The 21607-nt window shown below is 60.0% G+C and carries 18 protein-coding genes and 2 tRNA genes; 8 read left to right on the forward strand and 12 right to left on the reverse strand.

Annotation, left to right across the window (positions count from 1 at the left end; genetic code table 11):
- Nucleotides 1–114: 114 nt before the first annotated feature.
- Together VM94_RS22465 and acs are read right to left on the reverse strand one after the other, a co-directional pair.
- Nucleotides 115–205: transfer RNA gene (locus VM94_RS22465), tRNA-Ser, on the reverse strand.
- Nucleotides 206–408: 203 nt separating this feature from the next.
- Nucleotides 409–2415: an acetate--CoA ligase gene (gene acs / locus VM94_RS22470; protein ID WP_046685386.1), complete on the reverse strand. Its 2007-nt coding sequence runs from the start codon at nt 2413–2415 to the stop codon at nt 409–411.
- Between the two features lie 307 nt (nt 2416–2722).
- Between acs and VM94_RS22475 the strand changes: the two genes are divergently transcribed.
- The 5 genes from VM94_RS22475 to VM94_RS22495 all read left to right on the forward strand — a co-directional run bounded on the left by VM94_RS22475 (nt 2723) and on the right by VM94_RS22495 (nt 7642).
- A complete protein-coding gene (locus tag VM94_RS22475; RefSeq protein ID WP_046685387.1) occupies nt 2723–3346 on the forward strand; it encodes a YqhA family protein in 624 nt (207 codons plus the stop codon).
- 81 nt (nt 3347–3427) lie between these two features.
- Nucleotides 3428–4969: a fumarate hydratase gene (locus VM94_RS22480; RefSeq protein WP_046685388.1), complete on the forward strand. Its 1542-nt coding sequence runs from the start codon at nt 3428–3430 to the stop codon at nt 4967–4969.
- 65 nt (nt 4970–5034) lie between these two features.
- On the forward strand, nt 5035–5880 hold the full coding sequence (murI, locus tag VM94_RS22485; RefSeq protein ID WP_046685389.1) for a glutamate racemase: 846 nt from the start codon (nt 5035–5037) through the stop codon (nt 5878–5880).
- Between the two features lie 144 nt (nt 5881–6024).
- A tRNA-His gene (locus VM94_RS22490) sits at nt 6025–6100 on the forward strand.
- Nucleotides 6101–6280: 180 nt separating this feature from the next.
- Nucleotides 6281–7642: a family 43 glycosylhydrolase gene (locus VM94_RS22495; protein WP_052755892.1), complete on the forward strand. Its 1362-nt coding sequence runs from the start codon at nt 6281–6283 to the stop codon at nt 7640–7642.
- Nucleotides 7643–7651: 9 nt separating this feature from the next.
- Here the strand turns inward: VM94_RS22495 and VM94_RS28620 are convergent, their stop codons facing one another.
- Nucleotides 7652–8098: a response regulator gene (locus VM94_RS28620; protein WP_081368151.1), complete on the reverse strand. Its 447-nt coding sequence runs from the start codon at nt 8096–8098 to the stop codon at nt 7652–7654.
- 287 nt (nt 8099–8385) lie between these two features.
- Between VM94_RS28620 and VM94_RS22505 the strand changes: the two genes are divergently transcribed.
- From VM94_RS22505 to VM94_RS22515, 3 genes are all read left to right on the forward strand, one after another.
- Nucleotides 8386–10491 carry a TonB-dependent receptor family protein gene (locus tag VM94_RS22505; protein WP_046685391.1) on the forward strand — a complete coding sequence of 702 codons (2106 nt, stop codon included), beginning with the start codon at nt 8386–8388 and terminating at the stop codon, nt 10489–10491.
- 333 nt (nt 10492–10824) lie between these two features.
- Complete coding sequence (locus VM94_RS22510) at nt 10825–11484, forward strand: PEP-CTERM sorting domain-containing protein (RefSeq protein ID WP_046685392.1); 660 nt, start codon at nt 10825–10827, stop codon at nt 11482–11484.
- Between the two features lie 259 nt (nt 11485–11743).
- Entirely contained in the window at nt 11744–12193 is a 450-nt protein-coding gene (locus VM94_RS22515; protein WP_046685393.1) for a hypothetical protein, read from the forward strand.
- Nucleotides 12194–12671: 478 nt separating this feature from the next.
- Here the strand turns inward: VM94_RS22515 and VM94_RS22520 are convergent, their stop codons facing one another.
- From VM94_RS22520 to rbfA, 9 genes are all read right to left on the reverse strand, one after another.
- The gene (locus tag VM94_RS22520) at nt 12672–13055 is read right to left on the reverse strand and encodes a hypothetical protein (RefSeq protein WP_034782540.1); all 384 of its coding nucleotides are present in this window, start codon (nt 13053–13055) and stop codon (nt 12672–12674) included.
- A gap of 149 nt (nt 13056–13204) precedes the next feature.
- The gene (locus tag VM94_RS22525) at nt 13205–13774 is read right to left on the reverse strand and encodes a hypothetical protein (RefSeq protein ID WP_046685394.1); all 570 of its coding nucleotides are present in this window, start codon (nt 13772–13774) and stop codon (nt 13205–13207) included.
- A 168-nt stretch (nt 13775–13942) separates the two neighbouring features.
- Nucleotides 13943–14290, reverse strand: a complete 348-nt coding sequence (locus tag VM94_RS22530; protein WP_046685644.1) for an energy transducer TonB — start codon at nt 14288–14290, stop codon at nt 13943–13945.
- A 63-nt stretch (nt 14291–14353) separates the two neighbouring features.
- Complete coding sequence (locus VM94_RS22535) at nt 14354–16093, reverse strand: methyl-accepting chemotaxis protein (protein WP_046685395.1); 1740 nt, start codon at nt 16091–16093, stop codon at nt 14354–14356.
- Between the two features lie 535 nt (nt 16094–16628).
- Nucleotides 16629–17090: a hypothetical protein gene (locus tag VM94_RS22540; RefSeq protein ID WP_046685396.1), complete on the reverse strand. Its 462-nt coding sequence runs from the start codon at nt 17088–17090 to the stop codon at nt 16629–16631.
- The gene (gene dusA, locus VM94_RS22545; RefSeq protein ID WP_442905230.1) at nt 17090–18040 is read right to left on the reverse strand and encodes a tRNA dihydrouridine(20/20a) synthase DusA; all 951 of its coding nucleotides are present in this window, start codon (nt 18038–18040) and stop codon (nt 17090–17092) included. The genes VM94_RS22540 and dusA overlap by 1 nt, the downstream gene beginning before the upstream one ends.
- 164 nt (nt 18041–18204) lie before the next feature.
- Entirely contained in the window at nt 18205–20037 is a 1833-nt protein-coding gene (gene typA / locus VM94_RS22550) for a translational GTPase TypA (RefSeq protein WP_034760139.1), read from the reverse strand.
- A gap of 207 nt (nt 20038–20244) precedes the next feature.
- Nucleotides 20245–21180 carry a tRNA pseudouridine(55) synthase TruB gene (truB, locus tag VM94_RS22555; protein ID WP_046685397.1) on the reverse strand — a complete coding sequence of 312 codons (936 nt, stop codon included), beginning with the start codon at nt 21178–21180 and terminating at the stop codon, nt 20245–20247.
- Nucleotides 21181–21182: 2 nt separating this feature from the next.
- Nucleotides 21183–21599 (reverse strand): 30S ribosome-binding factor RbfA, encoded by a 417-nt coding sequence (rbfA, locus tag VM94_RS22560; protein WP_035825200.1) that lies wholly within the window; start codon nt 21597–21599, stop codon nt 21183–21185.
- Nucleotides 21600–21607: the final 8 nt, after the last annotated feature.

The raw sequence follows: 21607 nt of genomic DNA on the forward strand, positions 1-21607 counted from the left end.
ACGTCTTGGCACATTTCGAGACGCCGAAAAACGAAAAAACCGCTTAGAATCAATGATCTAAGCGGTTTTTGAGGGACTTCCTGAGACGTCCTGATCTTACTTAATTACTATCCGTGGCGGAGAGAGGGGGATTCGAACCCCCGATAGGCTATGAACCTATACACGCTTTCCAGGCGTGCGACTTCAACCACTCATCCACCTCTCCTGCAGGCAACGTGTCTTACTTACATTGCGTACTATTTCTCGCTTGTCGCGAAGCCGCAGATTATAGCAAAGAATCTACGGACTGCCAAAGTTATTTACCGTGGGGTAAAAGTAGCGCTTCTACAGTAACCCCGTAAGGGCTGGGGTCGGACCCGGCGGGTCCGACCCCGGATGTTGGTTTGGGTTTTGGCTACCCAAGCAACATCAGGACGCTTCCTTCAACTGATCCAGAATCGCCGGATTCTCCAAGGTCGACACATCCTGCGTAATCGTCTCGCCCTTGGCCAGCACGCGCAGCAGGCGGCGCATGATTTTGCCGGAGCGGGTTTTTGGCAGATTGTCGCCGAAACGGATTTCCTTCGGTTTCGCGATCGGGCCGATTTCCTTGCCGACCCAGTTGCGCAGCTCCAGGGCCAGCTTCTTCGCTTCCTCGCCTGTCGGACGGGCTTGCTTCAGCACCACGAAGGCGCAGATCGACTCGCCTGTCGTATCGTCCGGACGGCCCACCACGGCGGCTTCGGCCACCAGCGGGTTGGCGACCAGGGCCGATTCGATTTCCATCGTGCCCATGCGGTGGCCCGACACGTTCAAGACGTCATCGATGCGGCCCGTGATCGTGAAGTAGCCGGTGTCCTTGTTGCGGATGGCGCCGTCGCCTGCCAGGTACATCTTGCCGCCCAGTTCTTCCGGGAAATAGCTGGACTTGAAACGCTCGGGGTTGTTCCAGATCGTGCGGATCATCGATGGCCATGGGCGCTTCACGACCAAGATGCCGCCCTGGCCGTTCGGCACGTCCTGGCCCGCCTCGTCGACGATGGCGGCCATGATGCCTGGCAATGGCAGGGTGCAGGAACCGGGAACCATTGGCGTGGCGCCAGGCAGCGGGGTGATCATGTGGCCGCCCGTTTCCGTTTGCCAGAATGTATCGACAATCGGGCATTTCTCGCCGCCGATGTTTTTGTAGTACCACATCCACGCTTCCGGATTGATCGGCTCGCCGACCGTGCCCAGCAGGCGCAAGCTCGTCAGGTCGTAGTTGCTTGGATGTACTTTCGGGTCCACGTCGGCCGCCTTGATCAGCGAACGGATGGCCGTGGGGGCTGTGTAGAAAATGCTGACGTTGTGTTTTTTGATGGTTTCCCAGAAACGGCCCGCGTTCGGGTAGGTCGGGATGCCTTCGAACACCACTTGCGTGGCGCCCACGGCCATCGGGCCATACGCGATGTAGCTGTGGCCCGTCACCCAGCCGATGTCGGCCGTGCACCAGAACACGTCGTCGGGCTTGATGTCGAAACTCCACTTCATCGTCAGCGCGGCCCACAGCAGGTAGCCGCCGCTCGAGTGCTGCACGCCCTTCGGCGTGCCCGTCGAGCCGGACGTGTAGAGAATAAACAGTGGATGCTCGGCATCGACCCATTCCGGCTCGCATTGCGCGCTCTGGCCTTCGACCAGCTCGTGCAGCCACGTGTCGCGGCCGGCCACCATCGGCAGGTCGCTGCCCGTGCGTTTGTACACGATGACGTTTTTCACGCAGTCGCAGCCGCCCAGCGCCAGCGCTTCATCGACGATGGATTTCAATGGCAGCTTCTTGCCGCCGCGCAATTGCTCGTCGCCCGTGATGACGGCCACGGCGCCTGCGTCGATGATGCGTTCCTGCAAGGATTTCGCCGAGAAGCCGCCGAAGACGACGGAGTGGGTGGCGCCGATGCGCGCGCACGCTTGCATGGCGGCTACGCCTTCGACGGACATCGACATATAGATGATGACGCGGTCGCCCTTGGCGATGCCCTTGGATTTCAGGCCGTTGGCGAACTTGCAGACTTTTTCGTGCAGTTCTTTATAGCTTGCCTTGGTAACGGTGCCGTCGTCCGCCTCGAAGATGATGGCCGTCTTGTCACCCAGGCCGTTCTCGATGTTGCGGTCCAGGCAGTTGTACGACACGTTCAGCTGGCCGTCTTCGAACCATTTGTAGAATGGGGCGTTGTCTTCGTTCAGGGTGCGGGTAAACGGCTTTTTCCAGCTCAGGTTTTCGCGCGCCAACTTGGCCCAGAAGCCTTCGTAGTCGCGTTCGGCCTCGGCCACCATGGCGCGGTAAGCGTCCATGCCGGAAATCGTTGCCTGTGCGGCAAACGCTGCCGACGGCTCAAATACGCGTGACTCTTCTGGTCCCTGCTGCTGTGTGCCCTGCCCTTGGTTCTCTGTAGCGCTCATGCTTGTCTCCAGTGTAGTAATTGTTTGCTAACACGATAGGCCCCATGTCTTACGGACGCCTTACATGTCGCGTTTATGCAGCGTTTACCCCTATCAAGGCTAACCATAAGCGCCTTCAGCAATAGGAGTCAAGGGGACGCCGTACAGTATTTTCGCTGGGAAAATACGCGGTGCGCCGAAGGTTCAATACCACTTTGTGTTTCATCAAACCTAATAATCAGGAGCAAGGCCATGCGCAGTAATCAACAGCAAGTGTAAAATGTCGGGCATGCCAAAAATTGGTATTTACTCCCCCAGGAAACCCCACATGATCGACCACCTACCACCGACTACCAAGCATACCAAGCTGCATCCGCTGTCCGCCTTCATCTTCATGTCGCGCTGGCTGCAGTTGCCGCTGTACCTGGGCCTGATCCTCGCACAATGCGTGTATGTATTTCATTTCTGGGTGGAATTGTCCGACCTGATCGGCGCCGTGTTCGGCAATGATGCGGCCCTGCAGCACGTCATCAGCGCCGTGACCGTGCCCGGCGTGCCGCCTCCCGTGAAGCTGAACGAAGCGACCATCATGCTGGTGGTATTAGGCCTGATCGATGTGGTGATGATTTCGAACCTGCTGATCATGGTCATTATCGGCGGCTACGAAACCTTCGTTTCGCGCATGCACCTCGATGACCACCCAGACCAGCCGGAATGGTTGTCGCACGTAAATGCTTCCGTGCTGAAGACGAAATTGGCGATGGCCATCATCGGCATCTCGTCCATCCACCTGCTGAAGACCTTCATCAACGCCACCGCGTATGCCAAGGAACCGAACGTGGTCATCGCGCAAACGGTGATCCACATGGTCTTCATCCTGTCAGCCATGGCGATTGCCTACACGGACCGCATCATGACGGTGACACAGAACCAAGCCAGAGCACCACACTAAAGAAACAAGCCCATGGCTGCCAGCGGCGGCCATGGGCTTTCAGCAAAGAGTCCTACCCTTCTTATCCACCGCGAGAACACCATGACTGTCATAAAGCAAGAAGACCTGATCGAATCCGTCGCCGCAGCGTTGCAGTACATTAGCTACTACCACCCTGCTGATTACATCGAGCACCTGGCGCGCGCCTACGCGGCCGAGCAAAGCCCGGCGGCAAAAGATGCGATCGCGCAAATCCTGACCAACTCGCGCATGTGCGCGGAAGGCAAGCGTCCTATCTGCCAGGACACGGGTATCGTCAACGTCTTCCTGAAAATCGGCATGGGCGTGCGCTTCGAAGGCTTCTCCGGCACGGTCACCGACGCCGTCAACGAAGGGGTGCGCCGCGCGTACAACTTCGACGACAACAAGCTGCGCGCTTCCATCGTGGCCGACCCGCATTTCGACCGCAAGAACACCAAGGACAACACGCCAGCCGTCGTGCACATGGAACTGGTCGAAGGCAATACCGTCGACGTGAAAGTCGCTGCCAAGGGCGGCGGTTCGGAAAACAAGTCGAAGATGATCATGATGAACCCGTCCGACTCGCTGGTCGACTGGGTCATGAAGACCGTGCCCACCATGGGCGCCGGCTGGTGCCCGCCAGGCATGCTGGGCATCGGCATCGGCGGCACGGCCGAAAAAGCCATGCTGATGGCAAAAGAAGTGTTGATGGAAGACATCGACATGTTTGAGCTGAAACAACGCGGCCCGCAAAACAAGCTGGAAGAACTGCGTATCGAGCTGTGCGACAAGATCAACTCGCTGGGCATCGGCGCGCAGGGCCTGGGCGGCCTGACGACCGTGCTCGACGTGAAAATCATGATGCACCCGACGCACGCCGCGTCGAAGCCTGTCGCCATGATCCCGAACTGCGCCGCCACGCGCCACGGCCACTTCGTGCTGGACGGTTCGGGCCCTGCCTACATGGAACCGCCATCGCTGTCGTCGTGGCCGGAAGTGCACTGGACGCCGGATACGGAAAAGTCCAAGCGCGTCGACCTGAACACCCTGACGAAAGAAGAAGTCGCTTCGTGGACGCCGGGCCAGACCTTGCTGTTGAATGGCAAGATGCTGACCGGCCGCGACGCCGCGCACAAGCGCATCCAGGACATGCTGGCCAAGGGCGAAGAATTGCCAGTCGATTTTAAAAACCGCGTGATCTACTACGTCGGCCCGGTCGACCCGGTGCGCGACGAAGCCGTCGGCCCGGCCGGTCCGACGACCGCCACGCGCATGGACAAGTTCACCGACATGATGCTGGAAAAAACCGGCTTGATCGCCATGATCGGCAAGGCCGAACGTGGCCCGGTCGCCATCGAATCGATCCAGAAGCACCAGTCAGCCTATTTGATGGCCGTCGGCGGCGCCGCCTACCTGGTGTCGAAAGCCATCAAGCACGCCAAGGTGCTGGGCTTTGCCGACATGGGCATGGAAGCGATCTACGAATTCGACGTCGTCGACATGCCGGTCACGGTGGCCGTGGATGCGAAAGGCACCTCGGTGCACAACACGGGCCCGAAAGAGTGGCAGGCGAAGATCGAGCAACTCAATAGCGTGAGCAAGATTCCCGTGACGGTTGTTTAAACAAGCTCTACCATTAACGCCGCGCGGCAATCAGCGCGGCGTTTTTTTATCTACTCCGGTTTCCCATGACTTCTATTGCAAGCAATGCTCACCCTGACGCGCCCATCGGCATTTTTGACTCCGGCGTGGGCGGCCTGTCGGTGCTGCGCCATATCCGCGCGCAGCTGCCGCAGGAAGACCTGATTTACTTTGCCGATTCCGGCCATGCGCCGTATGGCGACAAGACGGAACAGCAAGTGATCGACCGTTCACTGGCAGTGGCCAGCTATCTGCTGCAGCAAGGCGCGAAAGCACTGGTCGTCGCCTGCAACACGGCCACGATCGCCGCCATCAAGGCGCTGCGCGCGCGCTACCCGGAGCTGCCCATCGTCGGCGTCGAACCGGGCCTGAAGCCGGCTGCCGCGATCAGCCGCAACGGCAAGATCGGCGTGCTGGCCACCGAGCGCACCTTGCGCGGCGACAAACTGCTGGCCTTGCGCGAACAAGTCAGCAGCGCGACGGGCGCCACGTTCATCTTGCAGCCCTGCGTCGGCCTGGTCGAACGCATCGAACAGTCCGCGATGGGCAGCGACCCGCTCGACGCCACCAGCGTCATGCTCGAGCGCTATATCGCGCCCCTGCTCGCGCAAGGCGTCGATACCCTCGTGCTCGGCTGCACCCACTACCCTTTCGTGCAGGACGCCATCGCACGCACGGTGCGCGCGCATACGCAGGAACAGATCACCCTGGTCGACACCGGGGAAGCCGTGGCGCGCCAGCTGACCCGCCTGCTCGACGCTGCCAGCCTGCGCCGCAGCGGCAACGATGCGCCGCAACTGCAGGGCTACACGACGGCCAAGGTCGAAGCCCTGGCGCAAGCCTTCGCCGGTTTGCTGGACTTGCACCCGCCCGTCGAACACCTGTCCGTGTAAGCAGTGTGAGAGCAAAAGCGACCGTTTTCATGCAATCTTTCGATTCTTTAAAAAAGACTGCATTTAGATTTGCCACTTTGCCGAGTTCTTTGTATAATTCGGCACCTGTTCAGCAAAACAGCTAAACAGGTAAGTAAGACAGTGGTGGCTGTAGCTCAGTTGGTAGAGTCCAGGATTGTGATTCCTGTTGTCGTGGGTTCGAGCCCCATCAGCCACCCCACAGAATAAAGAAGAGCCCGGTTTTCGAACCGGGCTTTTTCTATTCCAGGCCAGCTTTTTTCTTTTTCAGATACCCGCCCCGGTATCGCTTCCTGTAAAAAATTCATTAGTGCAAATTTGACCATCACCCTACTCTGGGGTGCGGCCTGGACCGCCCCATAAAAACAGTACGGAGACAACGATGAAGCAAATCCTGGCAGCACTGTGCCTGATGTTCTGCGCCCATGCGGCGCAAGCGGTCAACCTGACGGGCGTGCCCAACGCGCACGACCCCGGCACCCTCACGCGCGACGGCGACACGTATTTCAATTTCACGACGGGCGATGGCATCTGGTATTCCACCTCGACGGACCTACTGAAATGGTCGGCCGGCCCCGCGCCCGTGTTCAGCACGCCGCCGGCATGGATCGCCAATAAAATCCCCAACTTCAGCGGCTCGTACTGGGCGCCGGACGTGATCCACATGAACGGCTATTACTATTTGTATTACTCGGTGTCCACCTTCGGCACGTCCGTGTCGGCCATCGGCGTGGCCCGCTCGGCCTCGCTGAAAAATCCCAGCTGGACGGACCTGGGCATCGTCGTGCAATCATATGGGGGCGGCGCGGAAATCAATGCCATCGATCCAGCCCTGTTCCGCGATTACGACGGCAAGGTTTACATGTCGTATGGCTCGTTTTTCGGCGGCATCGGCGTGACGGAAATCAACCAGGCCACGGGCAAAACCACGGGCAACGTCACCACCATCCTCGGTGGCGGCGGCAAGGATATCGAAGCGCCCTACATCACGCGCGATGGCGACAATTACTATCTGTTCGTCAACCGCGGCAAATGCTGCCAGGGCGCCGCCAGCACGTATTACGTGGAAGTGCAGCGCGCCAGCAGCGTGACGGGGCCGTACAGCGGCACGCGCACGGTGCTGCCCAACCTCGACGGCAGATACAAGGGCCCGGGACATATCGGCGTGCTCAAGCAGGATGGCTGCAACTACACGTCGATCCACTACTACGACGTCAACGACAATGGCGCGGCCAAGCTCGATATCTTAAAAATGACGTATGAGGGCGGCTGGCCCAGCCTGACGCGCAATTTCTCCATCGCCAGCTGCGGCGGCATCTCGGACGGCCCCACGGTGCTGCGCTCACGCCTGAGCGGCAAGGCGCTGGCCGTGGCGGGCGCCGGCACGGCGAATGGCGCGCTGGTGCAGCAGCAAACGTATACGGGGGCAAAACACCAGCAATGGTATGTGGTGGGACATGGCGACGGCTACTATAGCCTGATCAATGCGAACAGCCTGCTGGGCCTGGACGACTACAACAACTCGACCACGGCCGGCACGAATATCGCACAATGGAGCTATTGGGGCGGACTGGGCCAGCAATGGCATTTCGCCAGCCCCGTTGCCGGCTACCAGACGATCAACAACCGCTACAGCAACCTGACCCTGGATGTCTTAAATCTGAGCACGGCGGAAAACGCGCAGATCATCCAGTGGAATCTGACCAACGCGAACAACCAGCAGTGGTCGCTGAGCCGGCCGTAGGTCAGCGAACTACCCCGCCAGCACCGACTGCACCGTCGTCGCCAGGTCTTCCAGGCGCACGGGCTTGACGAGGAAGTGGCGGAAGCCAACGGCCAGCGCGTCGTCCATGTACATGGGCAGGCTGTGGCCGGTGACGGCGATCAGCACGGCGTTGGCCGTCTCGGGATTGTGGTGCAGGCGGCGGCCGATTTCGATGCCGCTGATGCCGGGCATTTCGATGTCGAGGTAGACGGCGTCGGGCACGCACAGCTTGACTTGCTCGACGGCCATCTGCCAGTTGCGCACCACCACGGCGTGGTGGCCCAGCGCTTCGAGCAGCATGGCCAGCGATTCGCCCACTTCCTGGTTGTCGTCGACCACCAGCAGATTCAATTTGCGCGCAGCACTTGCCGGCTGGTCGCCCTGGCGGCGTTCCACGGAGGAAATGCCTGGTGTCGTTTCAGTTGTCTGGCTCATTGTACGTTCACGTCTGACGGCTGCAAAAGCGGGAGTATACAAGAAGCGCACGCAATGCCGCCGCACCCGAGCAATGGTGCCAAGCGGCAATCCGGGCGACTCGCTGTACCGGATCAACAACACTTGCTTGCTACTCACAGGGAAAGCCGGCACTACGCAGTGTTCGCAATTGACGGATAAAATGAGAATCATTATCATTCTTATCCCCTTGCGCCGGATGTCCACGCCACGATGTTGTCGCGCCGCCCGATTGCCCGCGCAAACATTGTCATTACGGAGATCCATGCATGGCCGCCACATTTTCCACACTGCCCTTTTCGCTGCGCCCGTGCGCGCTGGCCATCGCCCTCGCCTGCCTGAACGCGCCCATCGTCGCGCAGGCACAGCAAGCCAATACGGCTGATAACGCCGGTCCCATCCTGGAATCGATCCAGGTCAGCAGCAATCTGCTGGGCACCAGCATGGCCGCCAGCACGAAGAATTTCGCGGGTGCCCGCACGGTAGTGCAAAAGGATGACATCGAGAACTCGGGCGCAACCAGCCTCAGCGACGTGATGCGCCGCATTCCCGGCGTGCAGATCAGCGACAACTCGGGCAGCGCCGGCAGCGCCATCTCGCTCAATATAGGCGTGCGCGGCCTGGCCGGGCGCTATTCGCCGCGCAGCACGGTCTTGCTGGACGGCATCCCGATGTCGGTGGCGCCGTATGGCCAGCCGCAACTGTCGTTCGCGCCCGTCAGCCTGGCCAATGTCGAGGCGGTCGACGTGGTGCGCGGTGGCGGCGCCGTGCGCTTCGGCCCGCAAAACGTGGGCGGCATCATCAACTTCAAGACGCGCCGCGTGCCCACCACGCCAGGCATCACGGGCGACGCCACCGTACGCTACAACTCGTACAGCGAAGTGGGCCACAACACGCAGGCCAGCGTCTTTGCCGGCACCCAGCTCGACAGCGGCCTGGGCCTGGCCGTGCTGTATTCCGGCATCCGCGGCAGCGACTGGCGCGTGGGCAGCGATGAGAAGGTCAACGACTTCGCCCTCAAGTTCCGCTACGACCTGAGCCCGACGGCCGAGGTGTACGCCAAGCTGTCCTACTACGACGTGACGTCGCGCACGCCGGGCGGCCTGACCGCCGCGCAATACAAGCAGGACCCGTTCCAGAACACGCGCCCGACCGACTTCTGGAGCGGCGAGCGCAAGGCCTTCGACATCGGCTACCTGAACGCGCTGTCAGGCACGCAGGAATTCGAGGTGCGCGCCTATTACAACAAAAGTTCGCGTGAAAGCACCCTGATCAGCGGAAAAAACCTGGGCCGCCAGCCGCGCAACTATGAAACGACGGCCATCGAGCCGCGCTACACGCAGCGCTTTACGACCGGCAAGGTGTCGCAGGATGTCACCGTCGGCTACCGCTACCTGGCCGAACGGGCCGACGAGAGCATCTATAATGTCGTCATCGCCAGCGGCGTGCGGCAGGCGCCGACGCGCTTCGCCGACAACTCGACCGATGCGCAAGCCGTGTATATCGACGACAAGATCGCCATCGACGCGTGGCGCATCACGCCGGGCGTGCGCTACGAGCACATCAAGACGGAACGCTTCAACCACTTGCCGACCGACCAGAAGATCGATCTGCTCAACAACAAGGCCCTGCCCTCGCTGAACGTGGCCTACTTGCTCAACAACAACGTGACCTTGTTCGGCAATTACAACAGCTCGTTTGGCGCCGTGCAAAATACGCAGCTCAATGCGCAATCGAGCAAGAACCCGCTGCAGCCGGAGCTGGCGAAAACGGCCGAACTGGGCGCGCGCTGGAAGAGCGGCCAGCTGTCGGCCGAAGCAACCTTGTTCAACATCAAGTTCGACAACCAGATCCAGTCCGTCGGCAGCGGCGAAAATGTCGTCTTCTACAACGTGGGCGCCACGCACCACCGGGGCCTGGAATCGGCCGTCGACTACCACTTCGACAAGTCCGGCCCGCTGGCCGGCTTGAACGCCTACGCCACCTATACCTATACCAAGGCGACCTTGCAGGATGGCGTGAACGCGGGCAACGACGTGCCCTTCTATTCGCGCACCACGGACACCATCGGCGCCCACTACCAGCTGAGCGCCTGGGGCTTCGACCTGTCGAGCAGCCACCAGAGCCGCCAGTTCGCCGACGAAGCCAATACCATGGCGGAAAACGCGGCTGGTAACTTGGGCGTGATTCCCGGCTTCCGTACCTGGAATACGCAAATGAAATGGAAAGTGCCAGGCCAGAACGGCCTGGAACTGGTTGCCGGCGTCAACAACCTCGCCGACAAGCGCTACTTCACGCGCACCTCGGATGGCAACCTAGGCAAGCTGGTGGGCGCGCCGCGCATGGTCTACCTGCAGGGCCGCCTGGCCTTCTGACCTAATCCGACGCCCCGCCTATCGCATCGATAGGCGGGGACGCACGCTTGCGGCAGACAACAGCCTGCACCATTGTTGTAATGGTGCAGGCTTTTTTTTACGCACTCGATGTCACAAAAATTCTTTGCTGCAAGCACGCTCAAGGCCGTGTTCGCTCTGGAGCAAAATTGCAATTAGTTCATCATGGAAATCAATTGCAGTACAGACACAAATGATTTCACAGTTACAAATATTTTCAGCGAGCGAATGTTCTTTATGTGATTTTTGGTGATATTCTTTAAATGTCATTTAAGAAATTGAATGATCTTTTAATCAACTAAAACGAGAGCTCACATGAACACGCCTGCCACCTTGCTGAAAATTGCCGCACTGGCCACCCTGGTCACCGCCGGCGCCGCCAACGCCGCGACCGAACTGGTGGTCAACGGTAGTTTTGAAAGCAACGCCATTTCCTCGTCCTACGCCCAGCTGAGCGCCGTCACGGGCTGGAGCTCATCCGTCAGCGGCAACACGGCGTTTGAAATCCAGAAGGGCGCAACGCAAGGCGGCCAGGGCGGCTTCAACCCTGTCGCCGCCGATGGCATCCAATATCTGGAACTGAACACGGAAAGCCTGTCGTCCACCTACCAGAGCATCGCTACCACGGCCGGTGGCACCTACGCGTTGTCGTTCGCCTATTCGGGCCGTCCCGACACGCCAGGCGGCGCCAGCAGCCTGATGAATGTCTACTGGGGCTCGACCCTGCTGACGCCAACGGCACTGGTCGGCAACACGGGCGGCACCTGGCAAACCTACAGCCAGAACCTGACGGCGCTAGGTTCGTCCACCGTACTGCGCTTCGAATCGATCGGCCCGGTCTCCGCACCGACCTATGGTTCCTACCTGGACAGCGTTTCGGTGACGGCCGCCGTGCCGGAACCGGAAACCTACGCCATGATGCTGCTGGGCCTGGGCTTGCTGGGCTTCATGGCACGCCGCAAGACTGCCGCCTGAGTCCCGGCAGTCGCTGCGCAACAGCCGTCCCGCCGTTTGGCCGGACGGCTTTTTCACGTTTGAAAAAGCATGCACAGCCGCATTAAATGTTGCCAAAAAGAATTAAATTAGCGCTACAATAGCGGGGTATCAAGCAATGCCAAGCATCGCTCCGCCAGGGCCCCTACCCCGCCCTGATCATCAGCACGCATTTTTTGAACAGGATGACTGGCGCTGCCGGGCCCGATCGCGCTCCCGGCACGGCCACCACACACGCACCATGTCTGCAGAAAAAACCATTACCGAAACGAGTTCCTACGGCAAGGAAACGCCCGTGGGACGTCCCGACATCGATGGCCGCGCCGGCATTTTCGTGCCCACGGCGGAATTCGACATCAGCAACACCACCACCATCCGCAAGGGCGCGGGCATTGTCGGCTTCGGCAACCTCGATGGCACCCTGACCGTGTATTTCGAAGCGAACCGCTTCGACGAAAGCAATCTGCACAAATGGGAACACAAGGCGCGCAAGGCGTATGACCGCATGGTCATGGGCGCGCCCACGGTGTCGAAAGCGAAAATCGATGCGCGCATGCTGGAGCAGGTGGGCATCATCGATGGCATGGGCATCAACCTCAAGCATCCGGAACGCCTGACGCACTGGCTGGCGATTTCGAACGTGCCGGACACGGCGCCCGAAGAGCCGGTAGTGCGCTGGAAAAACCGCTAAGTAATCCTCAGGAAATTATTGTGAAGTTATGACAAACAGAACCTGATGCTATGCAAGGCGCCCGCTGCGACGCAGTGCGAGCACTGCTAGCAGTGGGCAACGCCGCAGAGCGCAGGTTATGGAAGTCAGAAATCGCAATAATTTATTGGGGGTTACTCAGACGCCGGAGAGCGAGGCGGGGCGCCAGGCGCGAGGTGTTGTCCTACAAGGTGGCGGACATTCATCCGATGCCCAAAGGCATCAACTCATCCTATGATGAAAGCCTGACAACACACCTCATCCCACTCAGGAGTACGACATGTCCCGCCTCATCCCGATCAGCTTTGGCGCCTTGCAAATAGGTCTGGCAGCGGCGGCGATGTACATCCTGTGCTCGGCGGACGTGCTGCACCAGGGCTCGGTGTATTTCCACTAGTAAAATGACAAAGCCGGACAAGCAGCGCTTGTCCGGCTTTGTCCTGCACGCCACCGCAATAGACTAGCGGCGGCCGTGGTAGCGGCCATGCCCGCCCCAGCCGCCGCGGTGTCCACCGTAGCGCCCAAAGCCAAACATGAAGTCCAGCCCGATCGTCACAGGTGGATTGTAATAATACGGTTGCGGCGCATACACGGGCGCCGGCACATACACGGGCTGCTGCACGTAGACAGGCTGTTGCTGCACATATACGGGCTCATTCGTGTATTCCACGCGAGGCGCGCTCATCACGCGGCCCGACTGCACCGGCTCGGACGAGACCGTATGCCATTCATAGGGATTGTAGGCCCCCTGTGGCGCGCGCGAACCGTAATACGCGGGGCCGGGCGGCGCCACGGCACAGCCACCCAGGGCGGCCAGCGAAATTACTGCCAACAGGGTTTTCATCGCAATTCTCCTAATGTGTACTACTTAATTAAGTACTATAAGAAATTACGTGGTGCTTTGCTGCGCTTTTACCGATTGTTACACCCCGACGCACGCCGCAACATAAAATGTGGCAAAGCCGCCACAAGCGGCCCACGCCGCATGTTTCCTCAAATAAACGGAATCGCGCACGTATCGATGGCCTTGCCGGCCGCATCGTAGCGCTGCACGCACACCTGGTAGCGCACGCCGTAATCGAGCTCGACCTGCTCGACCTTTCCATACTTCAATTTCCAGCTGGGCTGCACCTGTTGCCGCCCCGTCAGCGCGGCCACATCCTGGGGAATCGCCATCGCCGTTTGCGTCTCGCCCTGGCGCGCATCCTGGCGCCGCGCCACGTCGATCGACACATTTACGGCCAGGTCGACGCCGCCGTCCGCATAGCTCAGCGTGGGCGCGCCGCGCTGCGCCCGCATCACGCCCCAGGCGCAAGGCTTGCCGGCCTCGCATTGCTTCAGCTGCGCCAGCGGAAAATATTCAGGGGCAATCTTGCCATTCTTGATGGGCCAGCTGGTGCGCACGCCGTCGCGCTTGCCCGTCAGGGGATTGTCCCAGCTCAGGCTATTGACGACGGCGACGGTCTGCCCCGCCTGCAAGCCCACGGGCGTGCCCAGCGATGCGCAGGCGGAAAGCAACAAACCGGTGGCGGCCAGGAAAGAAAGTGTCAGGATGCGCTGCATGATAGGCCTCTTGTAGTGGGAGATCCCGAAGATATGTTTCGAGGGTAACAGAATCGGCGGCAACAGTGCCGTTGGCTGGCGCACATAACACTACGGGCGGCACCCTTGCAGGCGCCGCCCGTAGCGGATACGGCCATGCCGGGAGCTCGGCTCCCGGCGATACGTGGATCAGTCCAGTTTCCAGGCGTAATCGACCTTGGTCCAGGTTTGCGCCGCGGCGCCATCCTTGGTGCCCGGCTTGAACTTGCACGCGGACAGGGCCTTGATGGCGGCCTTGTCCAGGTTCTTGAAGCCGCTGCTCTTCTCGACTTTCGAATCGGCAACGGTACCATCGGCATTGACCAGGAAGGACATCGACACGGTGCCCTGCTCTTCGTTCATCAGCGAGGCTTTCGGATAGTCGGCCTTGCAGTTCTTGGCATCGAACGACGCCGGCACCTCGGCCGCGAAGGCGGCGGAAGAAACGGACACCAGCAAGGCTGCTGCAACACTCATCAAACGCTTATTCTCAAACATGTGCTTCCCCATGATTATTATCAAATACGGTAGTTACAACTTCCTGTGCGCTGTTGGCCGCGCTTAAAACTCTTCCCACTCGTCATTGCTGCCGGCGCCTGCCGCCTTGCGTGGCGCCGCAGCCGCCACGGGAGCGGCCGCTTCCGTCTTGCGCGTCAACGACTTCACCGGGCGCAATGCCGGCGCCGGCTTGCGCACGGCCACCGGTGCGGCGGCCACGGGTGCCGGCACATATGCCACCGGCTTCTCTTCGCCTTCGACCAGTTTGAAGATGCTGACCACGTGGGCCAGTTCGGCCGCCTGGTCCTGCAGGCTTTGCGCCGCGGCGGCTGCCTGCTCCACCAGGGCGGCATTTTGCTGCGTCATGCCATCCATCTCGATGATCGACAGGTTGACCTGTTCGATGCCGGCGCTTTGTTCCTGGCTGGCACTGGCGATCTCGCTCATGATGTCGGTCACGCGGCGCACGCTGTCGACCACTTCGCCCATCGTCACGCCGGCCTGGCCGACCAGACGCGTGCCGCGCTCCGTCTTCTCGGCCGAGTCGTCGATGAGGATCTTGATTTCCTTCGCCGCACCAGCGGAACGCTGGGCCAAGTTGCGCACTTCCGACGCCACCACGGCAAAGCCGCGGCCTTGCTCGCCGGCACGGGCTGCTTCAACGGCCGCGTTCAGCGCCAGGATGTTGGTCTGGAAGGCGATGCCATCGATCACGCCAATGATGTCGACAATCTTCTTCGCCGACTCATTGATCGAGCTCATGGTGTCGACCACTTGCGACACGACGGAGCCGCCCTTGATGGCGACATCCGAGGCCGTGGCGGCCAGCTTGTTGGCTTCCCGCGCATTGTCCGCATTCTGTTTCACGGTCGAGGTCAGTTCTTCCATGGCCGACGCTGTTTTTTCCAGCGCGCTGGCCTGCATTTCCGTCCGCGACGACAGGTCGATATTGCCGTCGGCAATTTCGCGCGAGGCCGTGCCGATGGTTTCCGTACCAACGCGCACCTGGCCGACGATGCCCACCAGGCTGTTGCGCATTTCCTTCATTTCCGCCAGGAGGCTGGACGTGTCGGAAGGCTGTGTATGGATGCCGATCGACAGGTCGCCATTGGCGATGCTGCCGGCGATCGATGCCGTGTAGTCAGGCTCGCCGCCCAGCTGTTTCAGCAAGCCGCGGGTAATCACCAGTGCCGCCGCCACGCCCATCGCCACAGCCAGTACGCCGAGGATGATCATGAACAGGCGCGCGCTGTCGAAGGCCTTGCGGGCGTCCGCTTGCATCTGCTCGTTGAGCTTGTCTTCCAGCACGGCCAGTTGCTCCAGCGCTTCCATCCATTTTTTCTGTACCGGGCGGATTTCCTTGATCATCACGCGCGTGGCGCCTTCCGCATCGTTGGCCATCCACAGTGCGGATGCCTTGGCGATGGCCGGCATGGCGGCCGCTTCGTATTCCTTGATCGAGGCCAGCAGGGCTTTTTCTTCAGAAGTGGACTCGACGGCGAATTTCTCTTCGAGCTTCTTCTGCGTTTCCTGATAGGTGCTCGTCTGCGTCTTGATACGCGCCATTTCCGGCTCCATATCGCTCGCGTCGGTCATCAGGGTCAGGATGCGCAGCGAGGTGATGCGGTCGCTGACGTTGCCACGCATGTCGATCACCAGGCGGGTGACGACGTTGTTGACATTGATCACGTGATCGAGACGTTCCTGGATTTGCGCCATGCGCGCGATGCCGAGGACGGTCACGGCCACCAGCAGAACCAGTACCAGGGCGAAACCCAGGCCCAGGCGGGTACCAACCTTCATTTTTGCTAAATTCATTTCGGCTCTTCGTAAATGAAACTATTGATAAGGATTTTTGCCCGGCACGACAAGACGAAGGCTGCGCAACACCGGCATCCGCCCTTACCCATTGGTATGCTGGCGGTATCCGGCCGCACGCAGCCCGGGGTACTTCCTGGTCTTTCTGCAGCCCTGGAAATGCCAGTGACTGCGAATGCAAACTTGTTCCGCACGCTGAATTTTTGACACCGTTGATGTGAGATCAACATCAAACATTCATATGAGAAATATTTGTCTATAATCAATTATAGGTGTAAATTTTGCCTCAAAGCAAGCAATATGTACCCGAATAAATGGCTGATTAACTTTCTTCGGGGAAATGGCAACAACGCCGTTTCTTGCCTCTTAGAAATGCCCCACGACAGTGCGGGCATGCGCCGAAACAGCGCATTTACAACACATGGCATAGCCATATGACATCGTTTTGGGAGGGGGACTCAGAGGAAGGGGAAGTGCGGACAATACCAGTGCGAAGTAGCACCGGTATAGACAAGTTGACTCAGCTGTCCCAGCTGCAATGCATCACATAGGCGTGGCACTCTGTGCCGAAGACAAAGACGCTCCAGATGGCGCCCAATTGACCGGCCAGGCTGCGCTGGCTAGACGATACCAGTTGATACCAGTTCGGCTCGCTGCCCAGCAGTTCGGCCAGTTCGCGCTCGAAACCGTCATATAAACGGGTGTCGAGCGGCTGGCGGTCCGCCTCGCTCGTCGGATGCAGGCGCTCGAGCAGCCACTGGCGCGGCGTGCACAAGGCGCCGCTGCACACAACCGTTTCGAGCGGCTGCAGACGCAAGCCGTCGGGCGTCACATCCAGCGCGCGGCACAGTGCATCGAACGATGCCTGCGGCGGCCATGGCCCCAGATACGTGCAGAGCAAGTCGCTGCCGTCATCCTTGAGCGCGCTGACGGCTTGCAGGTAGCCGTCGATGTGGCGCGCATGGCCGTGGAAATCGTCCATTACGCAGGCAGCGACAAGCGCGCCGCCGCTTCCAGCAGCAAACGCGGATCGCCCGAGGCCAGCTTCTTGGAATCGGACAGGGTCTGGCGGAAGCCGCGCGCGCCAGGCAGGTTTTGCATCAGGCCCAGCATGTGGCGCGTGACGCTGTTTAGTTTTAATCTTCCCGCTTCCTTTTCCAGCTGCGCGCTGATATACGGAATCATCGCTTCGAGCACCTGTTCGCGCGTTTTCACGGGCGCATCGTCGCCGTAATAGCGCTGGTCGAACTGCGCCATCACATACGGGTTGTGATACGCCTCGCGGCCCAGCATCACGCCATCGAGGTGCTGCAGGTGCAGGTCGATTTCATCGAGCGTCTTGATGCCGCCATTGATGATGAACTCGAACTGGGGAAAGTCGCGCTTCAGGTGGTAGGCGTAATCGTATTTCAGGGGCGGCACTTCGCGGTTTTCCTTCGGGCTCAGGCCTTTCAGGATGGCGTTGCGCGCATGCACGATAAACGTCTTGCAGCCGGCGTCGGCCACGGTACCGACGAAATCGCGCACGAAGTCATACGACTCGCTGTCATCGATGCCGATGCGGTGTTTCACCGTGACGTCGATATCGACCACGTCGCGCATGGCTTTCACGCAGTCGGCCACCAGTTGCGGCTCGGCCATCAGGCAGGCGCCGAATGCGCCCTTCTGCACGCGCTCGGACGGGCAGCCGCAGTTCAGGTTGACCTCGTCGTAGCCCCATTGCTGGCCCAGCTTGGCGCTCGTGGCCAAGTCCTTCGGATCGCTGCCGCCCAGCTGCAGGGCGACGGGATGCTCTTCCTCGTTGAAGCGCAAATGGCGCTCCACGTCGCCGTAGACCAGCGCGCCCGTCGTCACCATCTCGGTGTAGAGCCAGGTGTGGCGCGTGATTTCGCGGTGGAACTTGCGGCAATGGCGGTCGGTCCAGTCCATCATCGGGGCGACGGACAGGCGGCGGGAAGGCAAAGAAGAGGAAGTCATGGTGTATACAAAAAACAGGAGCTGCAAATAACAAACCCGTTGCGCGCCTCACCGGTGAAGGAAAGGCGGAGCAACGGGCTTGAGCGTGGCATGGCCCGCAGGCCATGCGCTACAACAGATTACGAATCGCGCGACGCTTTTTTACGCTCGTGCTCTTTCAGGAAGCGCTTGCGCAGACGGATCGATTTAGGCGTGATTTCCACCAGTTCGTCGTCCTCGATGAATTCGACTGCGTATTCCAGCGACATCTGAATTGGCGGTACCAGGCGCACCGCTTCGTCGGTACCCGACGAACGCACGTTGGTCAGCTGCTTGCCCTTGATCGGGTTGACGACCAGGTCGTTGTCGCGCGAGTGGATACCGATGACCATGCCTTCGTAGACTGGGTCATTGTGCGATACGAACATGCGGCCGCGGTCTTGCAGTTTCCAGATAGCGTAGGCAACAGCGGCGCCGTCATCTTGCGAGATCAGCACGCCGTTACGACGGCCGGCCATTTCGCCACGGGTGTTGTCGACTGGAGCGTATTCATGGAATACGTGGCTCATCAAGCCGGTGCCGCGGGTCAGGGTCATGAATTCGCCCTGGAAGCCGATCAGGCCACGCGCCGGGATCAGGTACTCGAGACGCACGCGGCCCTTGCCATCCGATTCCATGTTTTGCAGGTCGCCACGACGACGGCCCAGTTCTTCCATGACGCCGCCCTGGTTGACTTCTTCAACGTCAACGGACAGGTTTTCAAACGGCTCGTGGCGCACGCCATCAACCATTTTGAAGACCACGCGTGGACGCGATACGGCCAGCTCGAAGCCTTCGCGACGCATGTTTTCGATCAGAATCGTCAGGTGCAGCTCGCCGCGGCCCGATACTTCGAAGATCGTGTCGTCGTCGGTTGGTGCCACGCGCAGAGCAACGTTGGCTTTCAATTCTTTTTCCAGACGGTCACGCAGTTGACGCGAGGTAACGAACTTGCCTTCGCGGCCAGCCAGCGGCGAGTTGTTGACCATGAAGTTCATGGTCAGGGTAGGCTCGTCGACGGTCAGCATCGGCAGCGCTTCCGGGGTGTCCAGTGCGCACAGGGTCGAACCGATGCCGATTTCGTCGATACCGTTGATCAGGCAGATGTCGCCGGCGACAGCTTCGTCAACCAGCACGCGCTCCAGGCCCTTGAAGTTCAGCACCTGGTTGATGCGGCCCTTGATCGGGGTCGCGCCTGGGCCATTGATGACCAGCACGTCTTGACCGACTTTGACGGTACCGCGGTTGACGCGGCCAATGCCGATCTTGCCGACGTACGACGAGTAGTCCAGCGAGGTGATCTGCATTTGCAGCGGGCCTTCAGGATTGTCGTCGCGTACTGGAACGTGTTCCAGGATGGCGTCGAACATCGGCTTCATGTCGCCGCCGCGCACGTCTTCGGTCAGGCCGGCATAGCCGTTCAAGCCCGAAGCGTAAATGATAGGGAAATCCAGTTGTTCGTCGGTAGCGCCCAGCTTGTCGAACAGTTCGAACGTCTGGTTGATGGCCCAGTCCGGACGTGCGCCTGGACGGTCGATCTTGTTGACGATAACGATAGGCTTCAGACCCAGTGCCAGCGCTTTACGCGTGACGAAACGGGTTTGCGGCATCGGGCCTTCCTGTGCATCGATCAGCAGCAGAACCGAGTCCACCATCGACAGAACACGTTCCACTTCGCCGCCGAAGTCGGCGTGGCCTGGGGTGTCGACGATGTTGATGTGGGTGCCTTCGTACTCAACGGCGCAGTTCTTCGACAGAATCGTAATGCCGCGCTCCTTTTCCAGGTCGTTCGAGTCCATGACTCGGGTGTCGACCGCTTGGTTTTCACGGAAGGTGCCGGACTGGCGCAGCAGCTGATCCACCAGCGTGGTTTTGCCGTGGTCAACGTGGGCGATAATGGCGATATTACGAATTGCGCGTTTTGTATTTGACATGGTCGTAGTAGTTACTGAAAAACTGCGGAGTGCGTACAAGGTGTACGAGATACCCGAATGCTAATCTATTTCCGGAACCGCGTAGTATAGCATGTTGCGTTGCAACGCTATCTAAAAATGCTGGCGGCTCTTGCAGTCGGGGACGATTTGTTTAAAAAAGCGACACTGGTTGAAGAGTGTCGCTGGGTAATGTGACGTTGCTGTGACTTATTGGTGTGCCGTGGCAATGAGGCGTTCCGGCGCCAGGATGCTGTATTCCTGCAACTGGCCCGTGCCCAGCAGCTTGCTGTCGTGATACACGCGCACCCTGCCCGGCTCGGCTGGCACGGCGACGTCTTCCTTGCCCAGCGCGATGCGCTGGCCATGCAGGAAACGCTTGGCCAATTCTTCCGTCAGCTGGACGGCCGGGAAACTCGACAGCAAGGCATCGACGGGCGCCAGCAAACTCAACGGCGCGGCATGCGCCGTCAGTTCTTCAAGCGTGACGACGCCGTCAAGCGTCAGGTTGCCCACGTGCGTGCGGCGCAAGGCGTTCAGATGGCCGCCGCAACCGAGGGCATGGCCAATGTCTTCGCCCAGCACGCGGATATACGTGCCCTTGCTGCACATCACGGACAATTTCAGGAACGGGGCTTCATAGCCGAGGAACTCGAGCTTGTGGATGGTCACCGGGCGCGCTTCGCGCTCCAGGGTGATGCCCGCCCTTGCATACTCATATAGGGGCTTGCCGTCCCTTTTCAAGGCCGAGTACATGGGCGGCGTCTGCAGGATAGGCCCGCGGAACTGCGCCAGCACCGCTTCGATCTGCTCTTCGGTGACGTTGACGTCGCGCGTTTCCAGTACTTCGCCTTCCGTGTCGCCCGTGTCCGTCGTCTGTCCCAAGTGCACCAGGGTTTCGTAGGTTTTGTCGGCTTCCAGCAAATCCTGCGAGAACTTGGTAGCCTCGCCAAAGCACAGCGGCAGCAAGCCCGTGGCGAACGGATCCAGGGTGCCCGTATGACCGGCCTTCTTTGCGTTCAAGACGCGCTTGGCCTTGATCAGGGCGTCGTTGCTGGACCAGCCCACAGGCTTATCCAACAGCAAGACGCCATCGACCAGGTCGCGCACCCGCTTGATGCCGGGCGGTTTCTTCGGACCCGCCACTGTTATTGCTCGTCCGCTTCTGGTTTGACATCCGGCTCGGCGTCGGCCGCGCGCGTGGCGTTGGCCTTGTCGATCAGGAGCGACATTTCCATGCCGCGCGAGGTCGAGCTGTCGTGCACGAAATGCAGCATCGGCAGGGTGTGGATGTGCAGGCGCTTGCCCAGCAAGCCACGGATGAAGCCGGACGCGGCCATCAGGCCTTCGGTGGTGTTCTTGATGGCTTCCTTGCTGTCTTTCAACATCGTGAAAAACACCTTGGCGTGCGCGTAATCGGGCGTGATCTGCACTTCGGTGATGGTGATCATCGTGCCGACGCGTGGATCCTTCAATTCGTAGGCGACGATTTCAGCCAGATCGCGCTGGATCTGGTCGGCCACGCGCAAGCCGCGCGCTGGCATGGTTTTGCTATGTTTAGCCATGATTTTAT

It is taken from the genome of Janthinobacterium sp. KBS0711, from assembly GCF_000988085.1.
In the GTDB taxonomy this organism is placed as follows: Bacteria; Pseudomonadota; Gammaproteobacteria; order Burkholderiales; family Burkholderiaceae_D; genus Janthinobacterium; species Janthinobacterium lividum_E.